At 36.9% G+C, this 20,729-nt stretch carries 11 protein-coding genes; 10 read left to right on the top strand and 1 reads right to left on the bottom strand.

All coding sequences use genetic code 11. From position 1 onward, the window contains the following. Nucleotides 1–74: 74 nt before the first annotated feature. Genes IPH66_05850 through IPH66_05840 form a run of 3 tightly spaced genes read left to right on the top strand, consistent with a single transcriptional unit; the run spans nucleotide 75 to nucleotide 1,388 of the window. Nucleotides 75–530, top strand: a complete 456-nt coding sequence (locus IPH66_05850; GenBank protein ID MBK7128875.1) for a DUF1573 domain-containing protein — start codon at nucleotides 75–77, stop codon at nucleotides 528–530. A 33-nt stretch (nucleotides 531–563) separates the two neighbouring features. After that, entirely contained in the window at nucleotides 564–995 is a 432-nt protein-coding gene (locus IPH66_05845; GenBank protein ID MBK7128874.1) for a DUF1573 domain-containing protein, read from the top strand. Nucleotides 996–1,013: 18 nt separating this feature from the next. Beyond that, complete coding sequence (locus tag IPH66_05840) at nucleotides 1,014–1,388, top strand: DUF1573 domain-containing protein (GenBank protein MBK7128873.1); 375 nt, start codon at nucleotides 1,014–1,016, stop codon at nucleotides 1,386–1,388. A gap of 12 nt (nucleotides 1,389–1,400) precedes the next feature. Here the strand turns inward: IPH66_05840 and folP are convergent, their stop codons facing one another. After that, the gene (gene folP / locus IPH66_05835) at nucleotides 1,401–2,180 is read right to left on the bottom strand and encodes a dihydropteroate synthase (GenBank protein ID MBK7128872.1); all 780 of its coding nucleotides are present in this window, start codon (nucleotides 2,178–2,180) and stop codon (nucleotides 1,401–1,403) included. 106 nt (nucleotides 2,181–2,286) lie between these two features. Between folP and IPH66_05830 the strand changes: the two genes are divergently transcribed. The 7 genes from IPH66_05830 to IPH66_05800 all read left to right on the top strand — a co-directional run bounded on the left by IPH66_05830 (nucleotide 2,287) and on the right by IPH66_05800 (nucleotide 20,724). Further along, entirely contained in the window at nucleotides 2,287–2,829 is a 543-nt protein-coding gene (locus IPH66_05830; GenBank protein ID MBK7128871.1) for a DUF1599 domain-containing protein, read from the top strand. Nucleotides 2,830–2,904: 75 nt separating this feature from the next. Next, nucleotides 2,905–4,713 carry a DoxX family protein gene (locus IPH66_05825; GenBank protein ID MBK7128870.1) on the top strand — a complete coding sequence of 603 codons (1,809 nt, stop codon included), beginning with the start codon at nucleotides 2,905–2,907 and terminating at the stop codon, nucleotides 4,711–4,713. Then, nucleotides 4,710–5,471, top strand: coding sequence for a triose-phosphate isomerase (locus IPH66_05820; GenBank protein MBK7128869.1), 762 nt, complete (start codon nucleotides 4,710–4,712; stop codon nucleotides 5,469–5,471). The genes IPH66_05825 and IPH66_05820 overlap by 4 nt, the downstream gene beginning before the upstream one ends. Next, nucleotides 5,468–6,295: a 50S ribosomal protein L11 methyltransferase gene (gene prmA, locus IPH66_05815; protein MBK7128868.1), complete on the top strand. Its 828-nt coding sequence runs from the start codon at nucleotides 5,468–5,470 to the stop codon at nucleotides 6,293–6,295. Before IPH66_05820 ends, prmA begins: the two co-directional genes overlap by 4 nt. Before the next feature lie 53 nt (nucleotides 6,296–6,348). Continuing rightward, nucleotides 6,349–10,980, top strand: coding sequence for a hypothetical protein (locus tag IPH66_05810; GenBank protein MBK7128867.1), 4,632 nt, complete (start codon nucleotides 6,349–6,351; stop codon nucleotides 10,978–10,980). A 208-nt stretch (nucleotides 10,981–11,188) separates the two neighbouring features. Continuing rightward, nucleotides 11,189–16,843 carry a hypothetical protein gene (locus IPH66_05805; protein ID MBK7128866.1) on the top strand — a complete coding sequence of 1,885 codons (5,655 nt, stop codon included), beginning with the start codon at nucleotides 11,189–11,191 and terminating at the stop codon, nucleotides 16,841–16,843. Then, nucleotides 16,840–20,724 (top strand): hypothetical protein, encoded by a 3,885-nt coding sequence (locus IPH66_05800; GenBank protein MBK7128865.1) that lies wholly within the window; start codon nucleotides 16,840–16,842, stop codon nucleotides 20,722–20,724. The genes IPH66_05805 and IPH66_05800 overlap by 4 nt, the downstream gene beginning before the upstream one ends. The last annotated feature ends 5 nt before the right edge of the window (nucleotides 20,725–20,729 follow it).

Below are 20,729 nucleotides of genomic sequence, written 5' to 3'. Positions count from 1 at the left end.
TTAATGATGTGTTAAACATTTTAACAGATTAAAAACGCTCCTTAAATTTGGTACAGTTAATTATTAAACGCATTATGAAAAACACATTACTTTCAATATCTGTTGCGCTTGCAGGTGTGTTCACATTTTCATCAGGAGTTCATGCTCAAACAGAGGTAAACTCATCAAGCAAAGCAGTAATTACCATTGACAAAGATGTTCATGACTACGGTACCATTGAACAAGGTGCTAACGGTGAATGTACTTTTACAGTTACCAACACCGGAACAGAACCCTTGATTATTTCACTTTGTAAAGGATCATGCGGATGTACCGTACCTGTTTGCCCTCAAGAACCCATTGCACCCGGTGCATCTGCAAAAATTACAGTGAAGTATAATACCAACAACCCTGGACCAATTAATAAATCAGTTACCATTACCTCCAATGCTGGCAATGAACCAAGTAAAGTTGTTCGCATTACCGGAAATGTAACAGCAAAACCAACAGGTGGCGCACCGGTTAACACAGGTGGTCCAACTAATCAATAAATTTTTAACGTTTAAACTATAAAATCTATCAACATGAAAAAAGCAATTTTTACATTGAGCCTGCTAGTAGTTGCAATGCTCGGATTAAATTCTTACGCACAAGAAGTAGGTTCTAATGGTCCGGTTTTGACCATTGACAAAGAAACACATGACTATGGTACCCTTGAACAAGGTGGTAACGGTGAGTGTGTTTTTGTTGTAACCAACACCGGTAATGAGCCCCTTTTAATTCAGATGTGTAAAGGATCATGCGGTTGCACAGTGCCTTCTTGTCCGCAAGAGCCAATTGCACCCGGTGCTTCTGCTAAAATCACGGTTAAATATGATACTAACCGCGTAGGCCCAATCAACAAAACGGTTACTATTACTTCTAATGCTGTGAATTCACCTTCAAAAATGATTTACATCAGAGGAAACATTGTTGCAAAACCGGCTGAAGGCGGCACAACAACACCTACTAACTAAAATTTTCTTTAACAATTGATGAAGCTATTCGATTTTGCGATCATAATAGCGCTGAGTTCCGCATTCACTGTCACCAGTGGTGCGGAATTCTATTTTAAAGAGCCTCGTGTTAAATTTGCTGACACCAAAGCAGGCGAGGTCATTACGCATACTTGGCATTTTTCTAATTCAGGTACCGATGCCTTAATTATTTCAGGCTATAATGTAGCGTGTACTTGTACAAAAATCATTTACCCTGAACAGCCCATTGCTCCCGGTGAGTCTGGCACCATTCAACTCAGCTTTGATACAAAAGGAAAATATGGTTTGCAAATGCGCAAAGTTGAAATTTTGTCAAACGCAGGTAAAGGTTCTTATTTCTTGAGTTTTAAAGTGTATGTGCTTGAAGAATAGGTAGACTAACTACTAATCATAATTCTTCAATTCTCCTATTAATCTGATAGTTTCACGCGCTTCTTTTACATCATGAACGCGCAGTATTGATGAGCCTTTTAGCAAAGCTACGGAATTTAGCACGGTGGTTCCGTTGATACTTTCTTCAGGTGTTAAGTTAAGGGTTTTGTAAATCATTGACTTTCTTGAAACGCCAGCCAGTAAAGGATATCCAAGATCAATCAGTGCGTCTAGTTTATTCAAGAGTTCAAAATTTTGTTCACGGGTTTTACTAAATCCAAATCCCGGATCAATGATAATCTCACTTACACCTGCGAGGTTTGCAATTTTTATTTGTGCATTAAAGAATGAACTAATTTCTGCCATTAAATCATCATAATGAAACTGATTATGCATGGTTTGAGGTGTTCCTTTCAAGTGCATCATGATATATGTGGCCCTGTGTGCAGCCACTGTTTTAAACATATTTTCATCAGCTTGACCACCGGATATATCATTAACAAGATGCGCACCGGAACACATTCCTTCATGAGCAACCCGTGCCCTGAACGTATCAAGCGAAAAAATCATTTCCGGAAAATGCAAAACTAGTTTTTCAATAGCTGGTATCAGGCGCCTCAGCTCCTCATCTTCACTGATATGGTCTGCACCCGGGCGAGATGAATAAGCCCCCAAATCAAGGATTGATGCTCCGTCATGTATCATTTTTTCTGCCGCTGCTAACAAGTCCTTGTCACTAGCAATTCTACTTGCCGAATAAAAACTATCAGGCGTGATATTGAGAATTCCCATAACCAGCGGATGGTCATACTCTCTCAAAATACCTTTGAAATTCCATGTTCTTTTTACCCAAAATGAAGTATCTTTCACGGCTAAAATCTTAATTCAATAAAAAATAATGGCTGATACAGCGCAGCAATATAGGGAAGTAATTGAAAAATGCCGAACAATATTTGAAAAAAAGGCGCATGATTACGGCACAGCATGGCGCATTTTACGCATCAGTTCAGTGACTGATCAGATTTTGATCAAAGCACAACGAATCAGAACTATTCAGGAAAAAGGCGTTAGTTTAGTTGGCGATGATATTTATGGAGAATTTATTGCCATTGTCAACTATTGCGTGATGGGATTGATTCAGTTAGACCTAGGGCATGAAACCAATCTTGAACTTCCGTTGGATGAATGCCTGAAGAGATATGACACTAAAACCAAACAGGCATTTGAACTCATGTCAGCAAAAAATCATGATTACGGTGAAGCGTGGCGTGATATGAGAATAAGTTCACTCACTGATTTGATTATGATGAAAATTTTACGCACTAAGCAAATAGAAGACAATCAAGGCAAGACAATTATTTCAGAAGGCATTGACGCAAATTACTTGGACATGCTGAATTATGCGGTATTTGCATTGATAAGATTAAATGAAGATCATTGATGTTATAAGCATGTTAAACAGAGAGCAGTTTACGAAAGAATAGATTAATTTAAACCCAAAAAATAAATTTCAGACATGGCAGATTTGAATCCAAAACTCAACAAGATAGATTTAGGTGGCAGATCAATGGTGTTGAATGCTGCATTAATTGTACTAAACCTGGCAGGAGTTTTTTGTTTAGTAAAAGGCTATCATCTTTCAGCCGGAGAAAATGCCGGCATGTTTAAAATAATTGGTTATCTATTGTTGCTTCTGAGTTTGGGAGGCTTATTTGTACTCAAAGGACTTTTCCTGTACTCCTATGTAGCACGTGCCCTTGTTGGCGGATTATTTATAGTATCCGGCTTAATCAAAGCAAATGACCCATGGGGGTTTGCCTTCAAACTTGATGAATACTTTGCACCCGAAGGTCTCACGTTTGATTTCCCATTTTTTGAAAGCTTTACCGGCATTACGCTTGAACTAGCTATACTTATTTCAATTGCTGAAATTGTATTAGGTGTTGCCGTTATTCTTGGTGGAAAAATAAAACTCACCTCGTGGTTATTAGTATTTATGATGGCTTTTTTCACTTGGCTTACGTGGTACACTGCCTCATGCAACGCAACGCAAGAAGCCTACATGGAAGCATTAAGGAAAGGTGAAACAGTTGAAGAATTTCACAGACAATGCGTAACTGATTGCGGTTGTTTTGGTGATGCCTTGCGTGGGTCAGTAGGAAGATCTCTTACTCCCATGGAATCATTCTGGAAAGATTTAGTATTATTTTATTTTGTACTCATCATTTTTCTAAATCAGTGGAAAATAAAACTGAATGAAGTGAAAGAAAACTGGATTATGGTGCCGGCATCTATGATTGTAGTTATTTTCTTCTCATGGGTTTTTGGCTGGTTATTCCCTATTTTCTTTGCATTATTTGTACTACTTGGTTCATTTGTCATAGGCAATTTGAACATAGGTAAAATGGGCAAGCCATGGAAAATGGCCATCTTCGTTTCACTGATTTCATTTATTTTCACCTTGTACACCTCGATGTATATGGAAATTAAAGATTACCGCCCATATAAAATTGGCAATAATCTCCGTGAACAAATGACCGTGAAAGAGCCAAGAGTGGTTGAATATGTTTTAAAGTATGAAGAACTTGCAACCGGGAAAATCATTGACTTTAAAGTAGACGAATGGGAGATCTACACAGATACATCAAAATATAAATTCAAGGATCGAGTTGAAACTGTTATATCTGAAGGAATACCGGCTACAATAACAGATTTTTCTGCCATGATTAAATATGATTATCTCACAGAATCTGATAAAAAAATCCCTTATATTGATTCATTAATACAATCAGATTATGGATTTTATTACGAAGAGAAACTTGTATTGAAACATGCTTGGGGTGTTGATACTATTCCGCTTGCAGAATATGACACCTTGTATTATCCTGACTCAATTTATACAAAAACAACCAGCTATACCGGTTTGGTAAATCCAGATCAACCGTGGGAATTAGACCTGAAAGAATTTATTTTGAGCAGTGAAAATATTTTCATCATGACTATTCGCAAAATGGATGAAGTGACTAAAGATCAGTTGGTAGATATTAAGAAAGTTTATGAAGGATGTCTGCAACATGGAATACCTTTCGTAGTGCTTACTCCGGCCACTCGTGAAGAAATTGATGCATTCAAAACAACCCATGATTTTAACCCAATGTTTTTAAGCATTGACGGAACAGAAATTAAAATCATTATACGCTCAAATCCAGGATTGGTATTACTGCAAAATGCTACGGTGATTAATAAATGGCCATGGCGCAGCATACCTGAATTCGATGACATGCTGGAAGAGTATTTTCACATCACAACTCAACAACTTGAATGAGAAAAAAAATATGTGCCGGTAACTGGAAAATGAATCTGAGTTACCCCTCTGCTAAACAATTATTGGCAACATTGATTGATAAGAAATCACAAATCAACTCACAAACTGAGTTTATCATTTGTCCGCCAATGGCATATCTGGCAGTGTTTTCAGAACATTTGAAAAATCATCCTGAAATTAAATTGGGTGCACAAAACTGTTTTCATCAAGATTCAGGTGCATTTACCGGAGAAGTTTCAGCAGCTCAGTTGCGCAGCATGAATATCAATTACTGCATTGTAGGACATTCAGAAAGAAGAGATCACTTCAATGAGAATTATGATTTATTGCTAAAAAAAGTAAGAGCACTTCTGAAACATGAAGTGACCCCTATTTTTTGTTGTGGTGAACAACTTGAAGTGCGCAACAGCAACGTGCATAAAGAATTTATCATGAAACAAATTGAGGACAGTTTGTTTCAATTAAAACCTGAAGAAATTTCACAAGTAATCATTGCGTATGAACCCATTTGGGCAATTGGTACAGGTAAAACTGCCACTGCACAACAAGCGCAAGAAATACATGGATTAATTAGAGCACGCATTGCAAAACAATTTGGTGAACAGGTTGCAGCCGCTATTTCAATTATCTATGGAGGAAGCTGCAAAGCGGATAATGCCCGCGAATTATTTTCACAAACAGATATTGACGGCGGCCTTGTTGGTGGAGCATCATTAGAAGCGGATGAATTTTTGCAAATAGATAACTCTTTCCAGTGATCTACCTAGAAACAGAATTTGAACTCAAGGATCCGGCACACTGGAATGATATTTTCATTGCTGAACTTGCCGAATTGGGATTTGAAAGTTTTGTTGAAACGAAAACAGGTTTTTCAGGTTATATACCCAAACCCGATTATAAACCTGATATGCTTGACTCATTCAAAAATCACGAAGCCATTATTCAAATTCACATTAAAGAGATTCCTGAACAAAACTGGAATGCTGAATGGGAAAAAAATTTTGATCCGGTATTTGTAGAAAATAAGTTAGCCATTATTGCTCCTTTTCATGAAGTACCCAAAGGCTTTGAGCAAACCATTATCATTACACCAAAAATGTCATTTGGCACCGGACATCACCAGACAACCTGGCTTATGTCACGTGAATTATTCAATCTGAATTTGAACGAAAAACAGGTGTTAGATATGGGTACCGGCACCGGAGTATTGGCGATACTAGCTGAAAAACTTGGAGCCGCACAAGTGTATGCTCCTGATATTGATACTTGGTCGTATGAGAATGCACTTGAAAATTGCGCTGAAAACGGCTGTAAACATGTAGAAGTTGCCCTGGGTGATCATCACCTGATTGAAGGAAAATTTTTTCACTTTATCCTGGCTAATATCAACAAAAATGTATTGTTAAGCCATTTTTCAGTATATTCAGCAGTGATTGAAAAAAACGGACAACTATTAATCAGTGGATTTTTTGAAACAGATTGTGATGAACTGATACAACAAGCATCCAAACATCACTTTTCATTTGCAAAGAAAGAAGTGAAAGATGAATGGGCCATGTTAGTTTTTAATAAAATCGGATGATCAAATACACGAATACAAAGAACTAAAAATTTTAACCCTTAATTTAACTTACCATGAGAATTGCACTATTATTTTCTCTTTTATTACTAGCAGGATCAAATTATGCACAACCACCATTTTCAAGTGATCCTGAACAATTTCTCAAAGAAATCAATAAGTACCTTGGAGCATCTAACGGTCCCAAAACACGTGAGTTCATGGAAGTATTTGAACCCAACTGGCTCACTAATTTTTCATCAGAGTATCAACGCAGAGTAATTGCAACGTGCAACTTGATCAGCTCAAAAAATCTTTACGCATTTCCTGACATGTATGGATATCTTTTGTCTGTTCACTCGTTTGTTCAAACCAATCAGCCAAAAGAAAGTTTTGAATCATGGCACTCTACCATTGACCAATTGCTTAACAGTAAAAAGGTAACCAAATTTCAAGAGTTTATTGAAGTGTGCTCAGGTTTTTTTACCGATGGAACTATTTTTGAAATGACTGCCCATAAGTGGCAGGTAACAGGCGGAACCTATACCTTTGAATTCAATAACACCAATCCGATAATCAAATTTGAAAATGTCACATTTGCATGTTATATAATTAATCGTGATGCAGATAAAAAAGAAAATCCCTATCATGACAGCACCATTGTCAGAGGTACATCAGGAACATACGAGCCATTAATCACAAAATGGACAGGCAGAGGCGGAAAAGTAGACTGGCAAAAAGTTGGGCTAGATCCCGCAACCAACTACGCATTAATCACTGACTATATGCTCTCATTGAAAACTACAGAAATTGAATCAGATTCATGCGTAGTTTACACTGATTATTATGAAACACCATTGAATGGAACCTTTAAAGATCAAGCAAAAAAAATCAATCGTGAAGTGGATAGAAATAATCCCCAGTTTATATCATTCAGCAAAAAAATTGTCCGCAAAACTATTTTGCCTGAAGTTGATTATGTGGGTGGTTTTGCAATTGAAGGTGCATACTTTCATGGCATTGGGTATGACAGTGAGCCGGCCAGTTTAGTATTTTATAAAGACGGAAAAGCATTTGTAAAAGCCAGTGCGCTTAGCATGAATATAAATGAAAACAGTGCCAAGGCAAGTGAGTGCAGCATCACCATGTATCTTAATGATGAAGATTCTATCTATCATCCCGGCTTGGATATTTATTATAAAATAGATGAAAATGGAAATACCAAACTAGAACTCATGCGCACAAATGAAGGTTTGGCCCAAGCCCCGTTTAAAAATTCATACCACAATCTTGAAATGTATATTGACAAATTAGTATGGAACAAAGATGATTCAAACCTGAGCATGGAATGGCACATGAGCGGTAAAAAAATTGGTCGCTTCGAATCAGAAAATTATTTCAGTGAAAAAGTATACAACCAAATTCAAGGTATGATGAGCAAACACCCATTGGTTGCTTTATATCAACACGCCTATCGTTATGATATTGAAATTATTCCTCTTGGTGATGCGGCAACTGCCATGGGTTATACTATTGACCAAGTTTTACCTGTTATTCTTGATCTATCTAATCAGGGATTTATCACCTACAATAAAACCAAAAAATATATTGTACTACAGCCTAAAACTAAAAAGTACATTGATGCCCGAGCCGGCAAAGCAGATTATGATCATATCATGTTTGTTTCAAATTTAGAACCGCTGGAATTACCTCAGGACACCTTGATTAATGGAGATCCCAAAAAGCCTAACAAAACAGCTATCAAACAATATCACCGCAATAAATCACTCAATGACAGAAAAAAAGAAACGCCAAATTTTGGAACCATCAATCTCACATCATTAGATATGTATCTGAATGAAGTAGAACCAATAGAAATTTCACCGGTGCAAAATGTTGTGGTGTTCCCTGAAAAAGGTAAGGTACTCATCAAAAAAAATCTTGACTTTTTGTTCTCAGGCGCAGTTATGGCGGGTAAGCTGGAAGTTTATCTTGATCAAGCTTCATTTGATTATGAAAATTTCAGAATTAATTTAATTGAAGTAAGTGCTGCCTTACTCAGAGTAAAACCAATCTACGGTGGTAGTGATAAATTAGTGCCTATGTACTCTCACTTTGAATTATTGAAAGGACATATTGCCATTGATGACCCAACCAACCGATCAGGAAAAGACCAGAAAAAATTTCACAATTACCCCATTCTGAAATCAAAAGATTACTCATACGTTTTCTATGATCATGAGTCAATTTACAACGGGGTGTATGACAGCGCAACATTCTATTTCAAGGTTAATCCGTTTGATTTAGATAGTTTGGATAATTTCAGTGAATATCATATTGCATTTCCCGGTGAATTCAGGTCTGCAGGTATTTTCCCGGTGTTTAAAGAGACGCTCAGAATACAAGAAGATTATTCGTTCGGTTTTAAAACAAAAGCACCAACTGAAGGCTTTAATTTTTATGGTGACTATGCTAAATTTGACAATGAAATAAAATTGAGTAATGAAGGGTTGAGAGGGGCAGGTGAAATCAACTTTGTCACATCAACATCCAAGTCCGAAAATTTTATCTTCTTCCCTGATTCTACCATGGGAATTTCTCAATACGTAAATCGTGGTCAAACAAAAGACGAAGGCATTTCAGTTCCTGATGTGATTGGTGATGGAGTGATGGTCACCTTTGTTCCTAAACAAGAAGTTCTCAAAGCACGCCCCGTGAAAGCGCCACTTTTATTTTTCAATAAAGAAGCCACTATGCATGGTATCACCTACCTCACGCCAAAAGGCATGACCGGGCGCGGACTCATGTACATCAAAGAAGCTGAAATAGGATCTAAAAATTTTGAATACGGCAGATGGACCATTGATGCAGACACCGCAGATTTTAATCTGGCCGCCATGGATGAAGTTGTTTCCAAAGATGACCCGCTGGCGTTTAACTCATCTAACGTAAATGCGCACATTGATTTTGAAACCCGAAAAGGAGACTTTAAAGCAAATGACGGTACACAAAAGCATGAGATGCCGGTTATACAATACATATGTTACATGGACATGTTCTCATGGTGGATGGATGCCGGTGATATGGAATTATCAAAAAGTAATGCGGATATCACCATTGATGCCGATCTAGATTTAGTGGGTTCCAATTTCTTCTCTGTGCACCCTGATCAGGACTCACTAAATTTTGCAGCGCCTAAAGCCCGTTACGTGAGTAAAGAAAAAACGCTTTACTGTGAAAAAGTTGTTTTCATTGATGTCGGTGATGCACGCATTTACCCCGCCGATGAAAAAGTAATCTTACACCAAAAAGCGGTGATGGAACCATTCAAGGATGCAAAAATTATTGCCAATCTTGTTACAAAATATCATACCATCACAGAGGCTAACGTCACCATTTCAGCACGAACCGTATATCAAGCAGATGGAAAATATCAATACATTGACAGCAAAGGTGAAAAGCAAGAAATTTTCTTTGCCAATATCCGCATTGACTCTATGCAAACAGTTGCAACCGGAACAATTGATGAGGCCTTAAATTTTCATCTTAGTGACCGATTTGATTTTTATGGCACGGTTGAACTGCGCGCAGCTAATCAGTTTTTAACTTTTGACGGAGCAACACGAATTAATCATGACTGTGATCAGTTTGCAAGAAACTGGTTGAAATTCCGCACTGAAATTGACCCTAATAATATTCAGATTCCGGTGAGTCAAAACATGACTGACCTTGACGGAAACCCTGTGGCAGTAGGTATTGTCAAACGAAATTCTGACAGCCCTGATTCAACCGGAATTTACCCAACTTTTTTATCTACGCTTGAACGACCTCAAGATAATGTGATGTTTACCTCATTTGGTGTGCTCAACTTCAATGATGCCGCCAATGAATTCCGCATTGCTAGTCCTGAAAAACTGATCAACCGAAACGAAAAAGGAAATTACATTTCTCTCCACACACAAAGCTGCTCAATGGAGGGTGATGGTTTGGTAGATTTAAGTATGGACTTGCCGGGTGTTGAATTTAAAACGTATGGTACCGTAAACTACAACATGGCTACTAAAGAAACCAGTTTGAACTTGACCGGTGGGCTAAGCTTTTTCTATGATAAAAAAGCCATGGAGTATATGACTTCAGGAATCAACGCATCTGAAGGACTCAGTGCAATTGATTGGGATCGCACAACCTTGAGCCAGGGATTGAAAGAAGATATTTCAGAAGAAGAAGCAGAGAATATGAAATCTGATTTTACCATTAAAGGTCCTTCTGAAGTGAAAGTGCCAAAACAACTTGACCCTTATAATATCTATCTCACCAATATGCGTTTTAAATGGGATGAGCGTGCGGGAGGTTTTGTTTCACAGCCCATCACAGCAATTGTAACTTTGTTTGGTGCACCCATATTTAAAGATTTTACAGTGCGCATGGCAATTCGCTATACCAGATCAGGAGACCGTGGTACACAAATGGGATTATTGGTGGAATTACCAGGAAAAGACGGATTACCCGGAGATTATTATTATTACCGCTTTGAGCGAATTAAAAAAGAAACCTTTTTGAAAGTTTACACCTCAGATAAAGCCTTAAGCGGCTACTTATCAACGCTGAAAGAAGATAAAACCAAAGGAAAAGACATCACGTTTTCAGGGGTTGTGAAAGGTTCTAGTGAAGAGTTAGGAAAGTTCAAAAGCTACTGGGGCGGACAATAAGATTTATCCTTATCTTTGAAAAGCTATACTTAATCCGTTTAAGTATAGCTTTTTCTGTCTTATGACAAAGTGATTTAAAAAACTGAACCTTTTTACAAATAAAACGTATTTAGATTCAGTAATCATGCGTGATAGACACGATGTGAATGAATGAGTGAGTAAGGTATTCCGCTACATACTTATACTGCAACTGCTGATATCCGGCGGTTTGACTGCGTATTCCCAAACGTTGGATGAACTACGTAAGCAGGCTGATGCATTGTTTGAAGAGGGCAAATTTATTGAGGCTACTCCACTCTATTCTAAAATTCTTGCTCAGCAACCCCGTGATTACGAAATCAATTTCAGATACGGAACCTGCTTGTTGTATAATTCACACAACAAAGAAGAAGCATTGAAGTATCTGACCTACGCCGTTAAAGGAACTGATGTTGACAAACGAGTTTACTATTACTTGGGTCGGGCATACCATCTCAATTATCAATTCAACGAGGCCATCATACAGTATGAAAAATTCAAATCAGTTGCAACGCCAAATCAATTGAAAGATCTTGCAGTTGATCAGCAAATACTTGCCTGCAAAAACGGAAAAAAACTTTTAGGCAATATCACAGATATCATTGTCATTCAAAAAACAGAAATCAAAGCCGGAGATTTTTACGAGCTCTATAAGTTGAACAATATTGGGGGAACCATTTTGGTTACAGATGAATTCCAATCAAAAATTGATAAGCAAAAAGGACACCGTGCCATTATACACTTTCCATCTAATGCCACCGGTATCTATTATTCAAGTTACGGAGAAGATGGAAATACAGGTCTTGATATTTATGTAAGAAAAAAATTACCTGACGGAAAATACGGCAGCCCACAAAAAGTGCAAGGAGGCGTTAACACGGGTAATGATGAAGACTATGCTTACATGCATCCTGATGGAAAATATCTGTACTTCTGTTCAAAAGGGCATAACTCAATGGGAGGTTATGATGTTTTTAGATGTGCGTATGATCCCAATACCAACACATTTGGACAAGCTGAAAATTTAGATTTTGCAATCAGTTCACCTGACGATGATTTATTCTTTGTGGTTGACAGCCTTGATCGCAATGCATATTTTGCATCAGCGCGTGAAAGTCAAGATGGAAAATTATTTGTCTATGAGGTGAGAGTTGATCGCATTCCTCTGCAAATTGCAGTGATTAAGGGAAGTTTTGTCAACAATATCAATCCGGCAAATAAAGTAGTTTCAATTGTTATTAAAGATTTCAGCACCGGGGCAACAGTTGGTACATTCAATTCAAAAGAGGCGAACGGAGATTATTTGATCACCTTTCCAAAACCTGGAAAATATAAATATGAAATCAGTGTAAAAGGCAGTGAAGACATTCATATTGCCACAGTAGAAGTACCCTATCAAAAAGATTTTAAACCACTCAAGCAACGCATCACAGTTAAAAAAGATGAGTCAGGACAAGAATACGTGATGGTTGAAAATTTATTCGGTGAAGAGTTTGATGATCCAATTGCCGTGTTAGCTGAAATTTATAAAGAAATGTCAGAATTGATGCCCAATGCAGACAAGTACGACTTAGATAGTTTGGATGAGCTCAACAAAGGAAATGAAGTATTCACGGAAGCCGGGCTTGATCCTTTTGTCACCAAAGAAGATGTTGAGAAAGTAGTTGAAGATGAAATTAAAGATTTACAAAACGGAATTGCTGAAGACGAAAAAAATGCAGCAATTGCTTATCATCTGGCTGAGGAGAAAAATGATTCTGCAAACGCCATGATGGTTGAAATCAATAAAAAAATTGACCAAGCCGAAAATGAAACTGACCCGGTAGTAAAAAATCAAATTCTCACGGATGTTGCTGAAGATACCAAAGTCGTTGAGCGTTTGAATGAAGAATCAAAAAATCTGATTGCACTTGGAAATGAAATTGACGAATCAATAGAGAAAAAAGAAAACCAACTTGAGTCCGCAAATCAAGTTCAGCAAGACCTGAACAATACACCTGATGGGAATAAAAATGCACTTGGAGAAGTGGTTACTGAAAATAAAACCTTCTTTGATGAAAATGTAAAAAACAATCATGATCAAGAAAATGTCGTTGAAAATATCATCAGCAGCAATGTTGAACAAAACAATACATCATCACAAATAAATAACGAAATCATATCACTCAACAGTCAAATCAATACCCTTGAAAAACAAAACCAGAATTTACAAGAGCAGGCAGACAATACGAAAAACAAAAAAGACAAAGAGGCACTTGAGCAAAAAATATTGGCAAATGAACAAAGTATTGAAGAGCTAAAAATTCAAGTTGACCAAAAGGAAAAAGAGTACGCTGAAATTACTGAAAACGGCAGCAACAGTAGTTTAGGGACAGCTGCCAACATCGTTGACAATCCGCGCAATGCCACACCTGAGAATACTGAAAAATTAAGTGATACTGAAAAAAATCAAATCACCAACAAAGTAGATGCTAACAACTTGGATGCAAATCTGGCTGAAGTAAACCGCATTCTGGATGAAAACAATATTGGCGGACCTGCGCTGAATTTATTTGCAAGTGATGAAACCACCAACAACTACAGCTTACAACAATGGAACGAGGCTATTGACAAAGAAATAGATCGGTTAAATGTGCTAAAATTGAATGCCTCACCTGAAGAGAAAATTAAAATAGATCAAGAGATTCAGAAATATGAAGATTTGCGTGAAGAAAAAATTCAACAGTTCAATGTTGTTGAAGATCCAACCAAAATACAACCTGAAATTAACCCGGACGATATTGTAACCGGTTATACAGCAAAACAAAATGAAATAAATAAAATTGCCGATGAAGAACAACGCAGATCAGAAAATCTGAAACTTCAAGAAGAATATAAAGGAGAACTATTAAAAGAAAAGGCAGAACTTGAAAGACTCTTGGATGAAAATCCGGGAAATAAAAATATTGGTGAACGCATTGAAAACATTGATAAAAAAATTGCTGAGACAGATACGATTATTGCCAACGATAAAAAATGGCTGGCTGAAAATTCAGGCACAGTTGTCGTTGATACCGAGGAAGTGGTTGCATCAGTTGACCCAGGTTATCAAGAGAAAATTAACGCTATTTATTCCGGTTCTGATGAAAACAAGCGCAATGAAGAAATGAAAGCGCTTAACGAATCATTCATTGAAAAGTCAAACGAACGTATTCAAGAGCTAAACGCAACCCTTTCAAGTGATCCAAATAATATGCAGGCAAAGGCTGAATTGGATGAATTGAACCGGTTGAATTCACAGGCAGAGACAAATCCAAATGACCCTTTGATTAAACCGGTTGTGCTAGATATTGCTGATATACAACCCAAAGTAAATCCTGATCAGATACTTGAAAATTATACTGAACGTAAAAATGAAATCAATGGCATTGTAGCTCCTTATCAACGTAAATCTGCTGAAAATACACTCAACAAAGAATTGAGCAATGAGATCCGTGAAGAAATTGTTCAACTAAACCAATTACTTGAAGAAAATCCGGGAAACAAAGTGATCACCGAACGCCTCAATAATCTCAAAAAATTAGATGATGAACTGAATAGTACCATAGTGACCAATGAAAAATGGATGCAGGACAATCCTCAAAATAACACGGTAGCTGTTGATGACAGTGATGTAAATCTTGTGAATCCCGATTATCAGGCAGAAGTGAATCGCATTGACAAAATTCAGGACCCAACTATTAAAAGTAATTCTATTGAAGATTTGAATAATCAAACATTAGAAAAAATTGATGAACAACTCAATGAAGTAAATCAAATTTTGGCAGAAAATCCAAATGATGTAAATGCTCAAACTGAAAAAGAAGAGTTGACGCAAATGAAAAATCAGATTCAGGAAAATCCTGATCAACTGCTTACTGAACCTGAGAATTTCAACAGCATCAATACCCGCCCAACCATTGGTGAAATCATGCCTGATTACCAAAATAAAATGGATAATATCAATGGCTCATCACAACCATCAATAGAAAAAGAAAAAGACAAAATTGAGTTGAATACTGATTTGGTAAGTCTGATTGATAATGAAATTAAAACTCTTACAGATGCCAAAACATCTAATCCATCGTCAGCCAAAGATATTGATAAACGCATTCAAGGTTTGAACACGATCAAAACTGAAAAATTAGCAGAGATTGAAACCAGCGAGAATAAAATAAATCAAGGCACCGGTGTTGATTCGCGTCCTGCTATTACAATCAATTCTGTAATGCCTGATTACGACAAAAAAATGGCAGACATTGAGAAGAAAAATCTAGATGAAAAATCAGAACTCAGTGAGAAAAATGGAGTGAACAATCAACTCATCTCTGCTATTGATGCTAAAATTGCTGATCTTGAAAAAGAGAAAACTGCTAACCCGTCAAACGCTGCTGCCATTGACAAAGACATACAAACGCTGCAATCAATCAAATCACAAAAAGAGAATGAAATCAGATTGAATAATGAACGAATTTCTCAACTTGAATCGGGTGATACTTCATTGCGTCCTGCTATTACCATCAATTCTGTAATGCCTGATTATGACAAAAAAATGGCAGACATTGAGAAGAAAAATCTAGATGAAAAATCAGAACTCAGTGAGAAAAATGGAGTGAACAATCAACTCATCTCTGCTATTGATTCTAAAATTGCTGATCTTGAAAAAGAGAAAACTGCTAACCCGTCAAGCGCTGCTGCCATTGACAAAGACATACAAACGCTGCAATCAATCAAATCACAAAAAGAGAATGAAATCAGATTGAATAATGAGCGAATTTCTCAACTTGATTCGGGTGATACTTCATTGCGTCCTGCTATTACAATCAACTCTGTAATGCCTGATTACGACAAAAAAATGGCAGACATTGAGAAGAAAAATCTAGATGAAAAATCAGAACTCAGTGAGAAAAATGGAGTGAACAATCAACTCATCTCTGCTATTGATTCTAAAATTGCTGATCTTGAAAAAGAGAAAACTGCTAACCCGTCAAGCGCTGCTGCCATTGACAAAGACATACAAACGCTGCAATCAATCAAATCACAAAAAGAGAATGAAATCAGATTGAATAATGAGCGAATTTCTCAACTTGATTCGGGTGATACTTCATTGCGTCCTGCTATTACAATCAACTCTGTAATGCCTGATTACGACAAAAAAATGGCAGACATTGAGAAGAAAAATCTAGATGAAAAATCAGAACTCAGTGAGAAAAATGGAGTGAACAATCAACTCATCTCTGCTATTGATTCTAAAATTGCTGATCTTGAAAAAGAGAAAAATGCTAACCCGTCAAACGCTGCCGCCATTGACAAAGACATACAAACGCTGCAATCAATCAAATCACAAAAAGAGAATGAAATCAGATTGAATAATGAGCGAATTTCTCAACTTGAATCGGGTGATACTTCTTCGCGTCCTGCTATTACAATCAATTCAGTAATGCCTGATTACGATAAAAAAATGGCAGACATTGAGAAGAAAAATCTAGATGAAAAATCAGAACTCAGTGAGAAAAATGGTGTAAACAATCAACTCATCTCTGCTATTGATGCTAAAATTGCTGATCTTGAAAAAGAGAAAACTGCTAACCCGTCAAACGCTGCTGCCATTGACAAAGACATACAAACGCTGCAATCAATCAAATCACAAAAAGAGAATGAAATCAGATTGAATAATGAACGAATTTCTCAACTTGATTCGGGTGATACTTCATTGCGTCCTGTTATTACAATCAACTCTGTAATGCCTGATTACGACAAAAAAATGGCAGACATTGAGAAGAAAAATCTAGATGAAAAATCAGAACTCAGTGAGAAAATGGAGTGAACAATCAACTCATCTCTGCTATTGATGCTAAAATTGCTGATCTTGAAAAAGAGAAAAATGCTAACCCGTCAAACGCTGCCGCCATTGACAAAGACATACAAACGCTGCAATCAATCAAATCACAAAAAGAGAATGAAATCAGATTGAATAATGAGCGAATTTCTCAACTTGAATCGGGTGATACTTCATTGCGTCCTGCTATTACCATCAGCAGTTTGATGCCTGAGTATGAACCACGCATGAATGAAATTGCAAACAGCAACAATTCAGAAAAACAGAAATTACAAGAGCAGAATAAATTGAATGAAGAATTGATATCTGCCATAGATTCAAAAATTGCCCAATTGAATCAGGAGATGAAATCAAATCCAGAACAAGCTCAGGCAATCCAACAAGAAATTGACAAATTGAACGAACTGAAAGAATCTAAAAAAGCAGAAATTGCTAAAAACAACAACCTCATCACTTCCATGAGTTCAGGGGATGTGACCGTAAAAACAATCACAGATACCAACCCTGAAGACTTCAGCACAAAACAAGGACAAGAGATGATTGAAAGTCATTCAGATGACATTACTGAAATCAAAGAATTAGATAATGAGATTACAGATTTGGAAAATCAAATTGCCAATACAACAGATCCAAAAGAACAAGATAAACTGAACAAACAATTAGATAAAAAAGAAACAACCCAAGCCAAATTAGAAAATGAAATCATTGAAGATTTAGGAGACATTACTCAAGCCGAATACAATAATACCAGAACCGCTGTTGTAGTAAATGGAGACATTGCCAGTGCGAATAATCCAAACGATGAAAACATCACGAATGCCAACGACAACATAGAACAAGCAGATGAACTTATGAATACGGCAGCCGAGTTGCGAGAGTCTGCAGCCAATGACAAAGATCCGGTATCTGCCAATCAAAAACTTGAGCAAGCTTATGCACTAGAACAACAAGCCCAGGCATTATTAGATGAAGCCGCAATTACCTATAAAACCGCTGACGTAATTAATAATCTTGGTGGAAATGAAACAGAAATAATAACCACTGTGCCTGAAAACACTTCTGAAAGACAATCAACGCAACTTTTTGATCAGGCAACTGAACTTGAATTAAAGGCAAATGATTTGAATGATCAGGCAAACAATCTTCGTGACAGCAGCTTGACTGTGAAAAAGAAATATCGTGAAGCACTAGTCATTGAAGCAAACAGATTAGACAGCTTAGCAAATATTTATAGAAGCAACGCAGAGGATATTAAGAATGAAGCCAATGAAATCAAAAAACAAGAAGATGCAATAGTTGAAGTTCTTCCTGAAAATGTAAACCGCCAGGTAGATGATGCAACCATAACAGAAATAAGAACCAGTGATGCCTACGATGATTATTATGAAGCCAAAACTATTGGTGATTCTAACTTATTCAGAGCAGAAGAATTAGGGAATGAGATTGAAGAATTAGAAGAGAAAAAAGAACGACGCATAAGAGAGGCTGTTGTGATATATGGCACAGGACCGGAACTTGAAAAAGCTTTGACAAACGATGCAGAACTCAACTCAATTCAACAAGACATTGATTCGCTTAAAAATTTACAAGAGCAATATCGTGACAGAGCAATTGCCAGCTATGAACAAGCAGAAAATGTATTGGAGAATACAGATCCGGCAACGCGTGAGAATATTTTGGCTATGAATCCGCTTGACCTTGCTCCTATTGAAAAAATTGTTGTACAAATTAATCCATTGGATGCAGACTACAAAGCGCCTGACCAGTTGAATAGCTCTATTTTCAGAACCACAAACGGAGCACCGGTTTATTCAACTGACAAACCTATTCCGGTGGATCAACAACAGCCATCAGGTTTAGTTTACAAAGTACAGGTGGGTGCATTTAGAAAACCACTTCCGCAAGAATATTTCAACCAGTTCGCCCCAATTTCAGGACAAAAAATTGACGATGGTATTACCCGTTACATGGTTGGTTACTTCACTAATTTCAATGTAGCTGACAATGCCAAAGGCCAAATTAACGGGTTAGGTTATAATGATGCCTTTGTAGTTGCCTATTGCAATGGTGTCAGAATTTCAATTGCAGAGGCAAAAGAGATTGAAGCAGGTAGAAAAGAATGTCCCGGTACTAATATGATTGCTGTAAATAATATGACAGTTAATCAATCAGGTTCAACGGTACAAACAAATACTCAGGGCACGTCAACAAATACACAAACTAATACAAACGGAACGACAACAGACGTTGTAGTCACACCTACAACCAATGAGGAAAAACAACTCACCTCGTATTACACCAATGTACCTGATGCTGCTCCGGCTAACCAAATTGAAATTATCAAAGGACTTTTCTTCACAGTTCAAATTGGAGTTTATTCAAAACCGGTGAAAGCTAGTTTGCTCTACAACATTCAACCTCTCAACAGTGAATTAACAGAAACAAATAAAATAAGATACACTACCGGTATTTATTGTAATGTAGACGATGCAACCAAACGCAAAAATGAAATTGTAACTATTGGTATTACTGATGCCTTTGTCACCGCTTATTATAACGGTAAACGCATTACCATTGCTGAAGCAAATGCATTGATTGCTGAAAAAGGCCCTTCTATTCTTTTTGATTGCAATGGACAAGGACAAAACCAAAGCACAAACCAAAATACCAACCAGAACACAAACCAAAATACAAACCAAAATACAAATCAGAATACAAATCAAAATACAAACCAGAACACGAATCAGAATACAAATCAAAATACCAACCAAAATACAAACCAGAACACGAATCAAAATACAAACCAGAACACGAATCAGAATACAAATCAAAACACCAACCAAAATACAAACCAAAATACCAACCAAAATACCAACCAGAACACAAATCAGAACAGCAACCCGAATAATGATGTGATTATAAAACAAGTCACCTCAAATTACGCTCCGGATGACACAGCAGGATTATGGCGTGTACAAGTTGGTTTCTTTAAAAATGAAGTGCCTGAAGATTTTATAGAATTGTTGTTGGATAATCAAAACGAGGGCATTGTCACCCAAAGTAATTATGATGAGAATATGACCTTCTACACTATTCCGTACACAAATAGAGCTGAAGCAGAAAACAGAGCGGTTGATCTTTACAAAAAAGGCTTTACTCAATCACAAATTGAAAAGATGCCACCAAATGTTGATGAACTCGGAAATGCCATTGAAGTAGAGCCAAAAGAAATTTTCTACAAAGAAGGAATTCACTATCGCATTGTAATAGGGAAATTCTCAAATGAAATTCCGGGTGAATATGCCACTATCTTGTTACAAACTGATAATTTGTTAGAAACAGAAGTAGATGCAGATGGTAACACGTATATTATTTCAACTAAAATAGAAGATTTCGCAACTGTAAAAGAGACTTTGGTTGAATTGAATGAATTAGGTATTGAAGACATGGAAATTGTTACCTATTACAAATATGATCCAATTCCTTTTGAGCAAGGAGAAGCAATTCTGCAAGAGAAACCTATTGAAAAACTTGATTACTACGATACACCACAAGGAATGAGTGCAGACCCATACTTGTATAACAAAGATGCTGTGTACTTCAGAATTGATTTAGGAAAATTTTCTGATGATGTTCCGCAAGAATTTGCTAACTTGTTATTTGAAAATCCGGATGAGAATATTTTAAGAGAAGAAACCTTTGAAGGAGAAACCTATTTCTATACAGAAAATATTAAATCATACCAAGAAGCGGAAGCCACATTGAAACGTCTGATTGAAAAAGGATTTAAAGACGCCAAACTGGTTGCATTCCATAAATACGATGAAATCAGTGTAAGAAAAGCAAAACAATTATTACAAGGGCAATAATATCT

This window comes from Crocinitomicaceae bacterium (assembly GCA_016708105.1).
Classification (GTDB): domain Bacteria; phylum Bacteroidota; class Bacteroidia; order Flavobacteriales_D; family Crocinitomicaceae; genus JADJGJ01.
This window is presented reverse-complemented; position numbering and strand designations above follow the sequence as displayed.

Coding starts and splice junctions, on each gene's coding strand:
- folP (MBK7128872.1), bottom strand. CDS start 2,180: ATGGGAATTCTCAATATCACGCCTGATAGTTTTTATTCGGCAAGTAGA.
- IPH66_05825 (MBK7128870.1), top strand. CDS start 2,905: ATGGCAGATTTGAATCCAAAACTCAACAAGATAGATTTAGGTGGCAGA.
- IPH66_05820 (MBK7128869.1), top strand. CDS start 4,710: ATGAGAAAAAAAATATGTGCCGGTAACTGGAAAATGAATCTGAGTTAC.
- IPH66_05850 (MBK7128875.1), top strand. CDS start 75: ATGAAAAACACATTACTTTCAATATCTGTTGCGCTTGCAGGTGTGTTC.
- IPH66_05845 (MBK7128874.1), top strand. CDS start 564: ATGAAAAAAGCAATTTTTACATTGAGCCTGCTAGTAGTTGCAATGCTC.
- IPH66_05840 (MBK7128873.1), top strand. CDS start 1,014: ATGAAGCTATTCGATTTTGCGATCATAATAGCGCTGAGTTCCGCATTC.
- IPH66_05810 (MBK7128867.1), top strand. CDS start 6,349: ATGAGAATTGCACTATTATTTTCTCTTTTATTACTAGCAGGATCAAAT.
- IPH66_05830 (MBK7128871.1), top strand. CDS start 2,287: ATGGCTGATACAGCGCAGCAATATAGGGAAGTAATTGAAAAATGCCGA.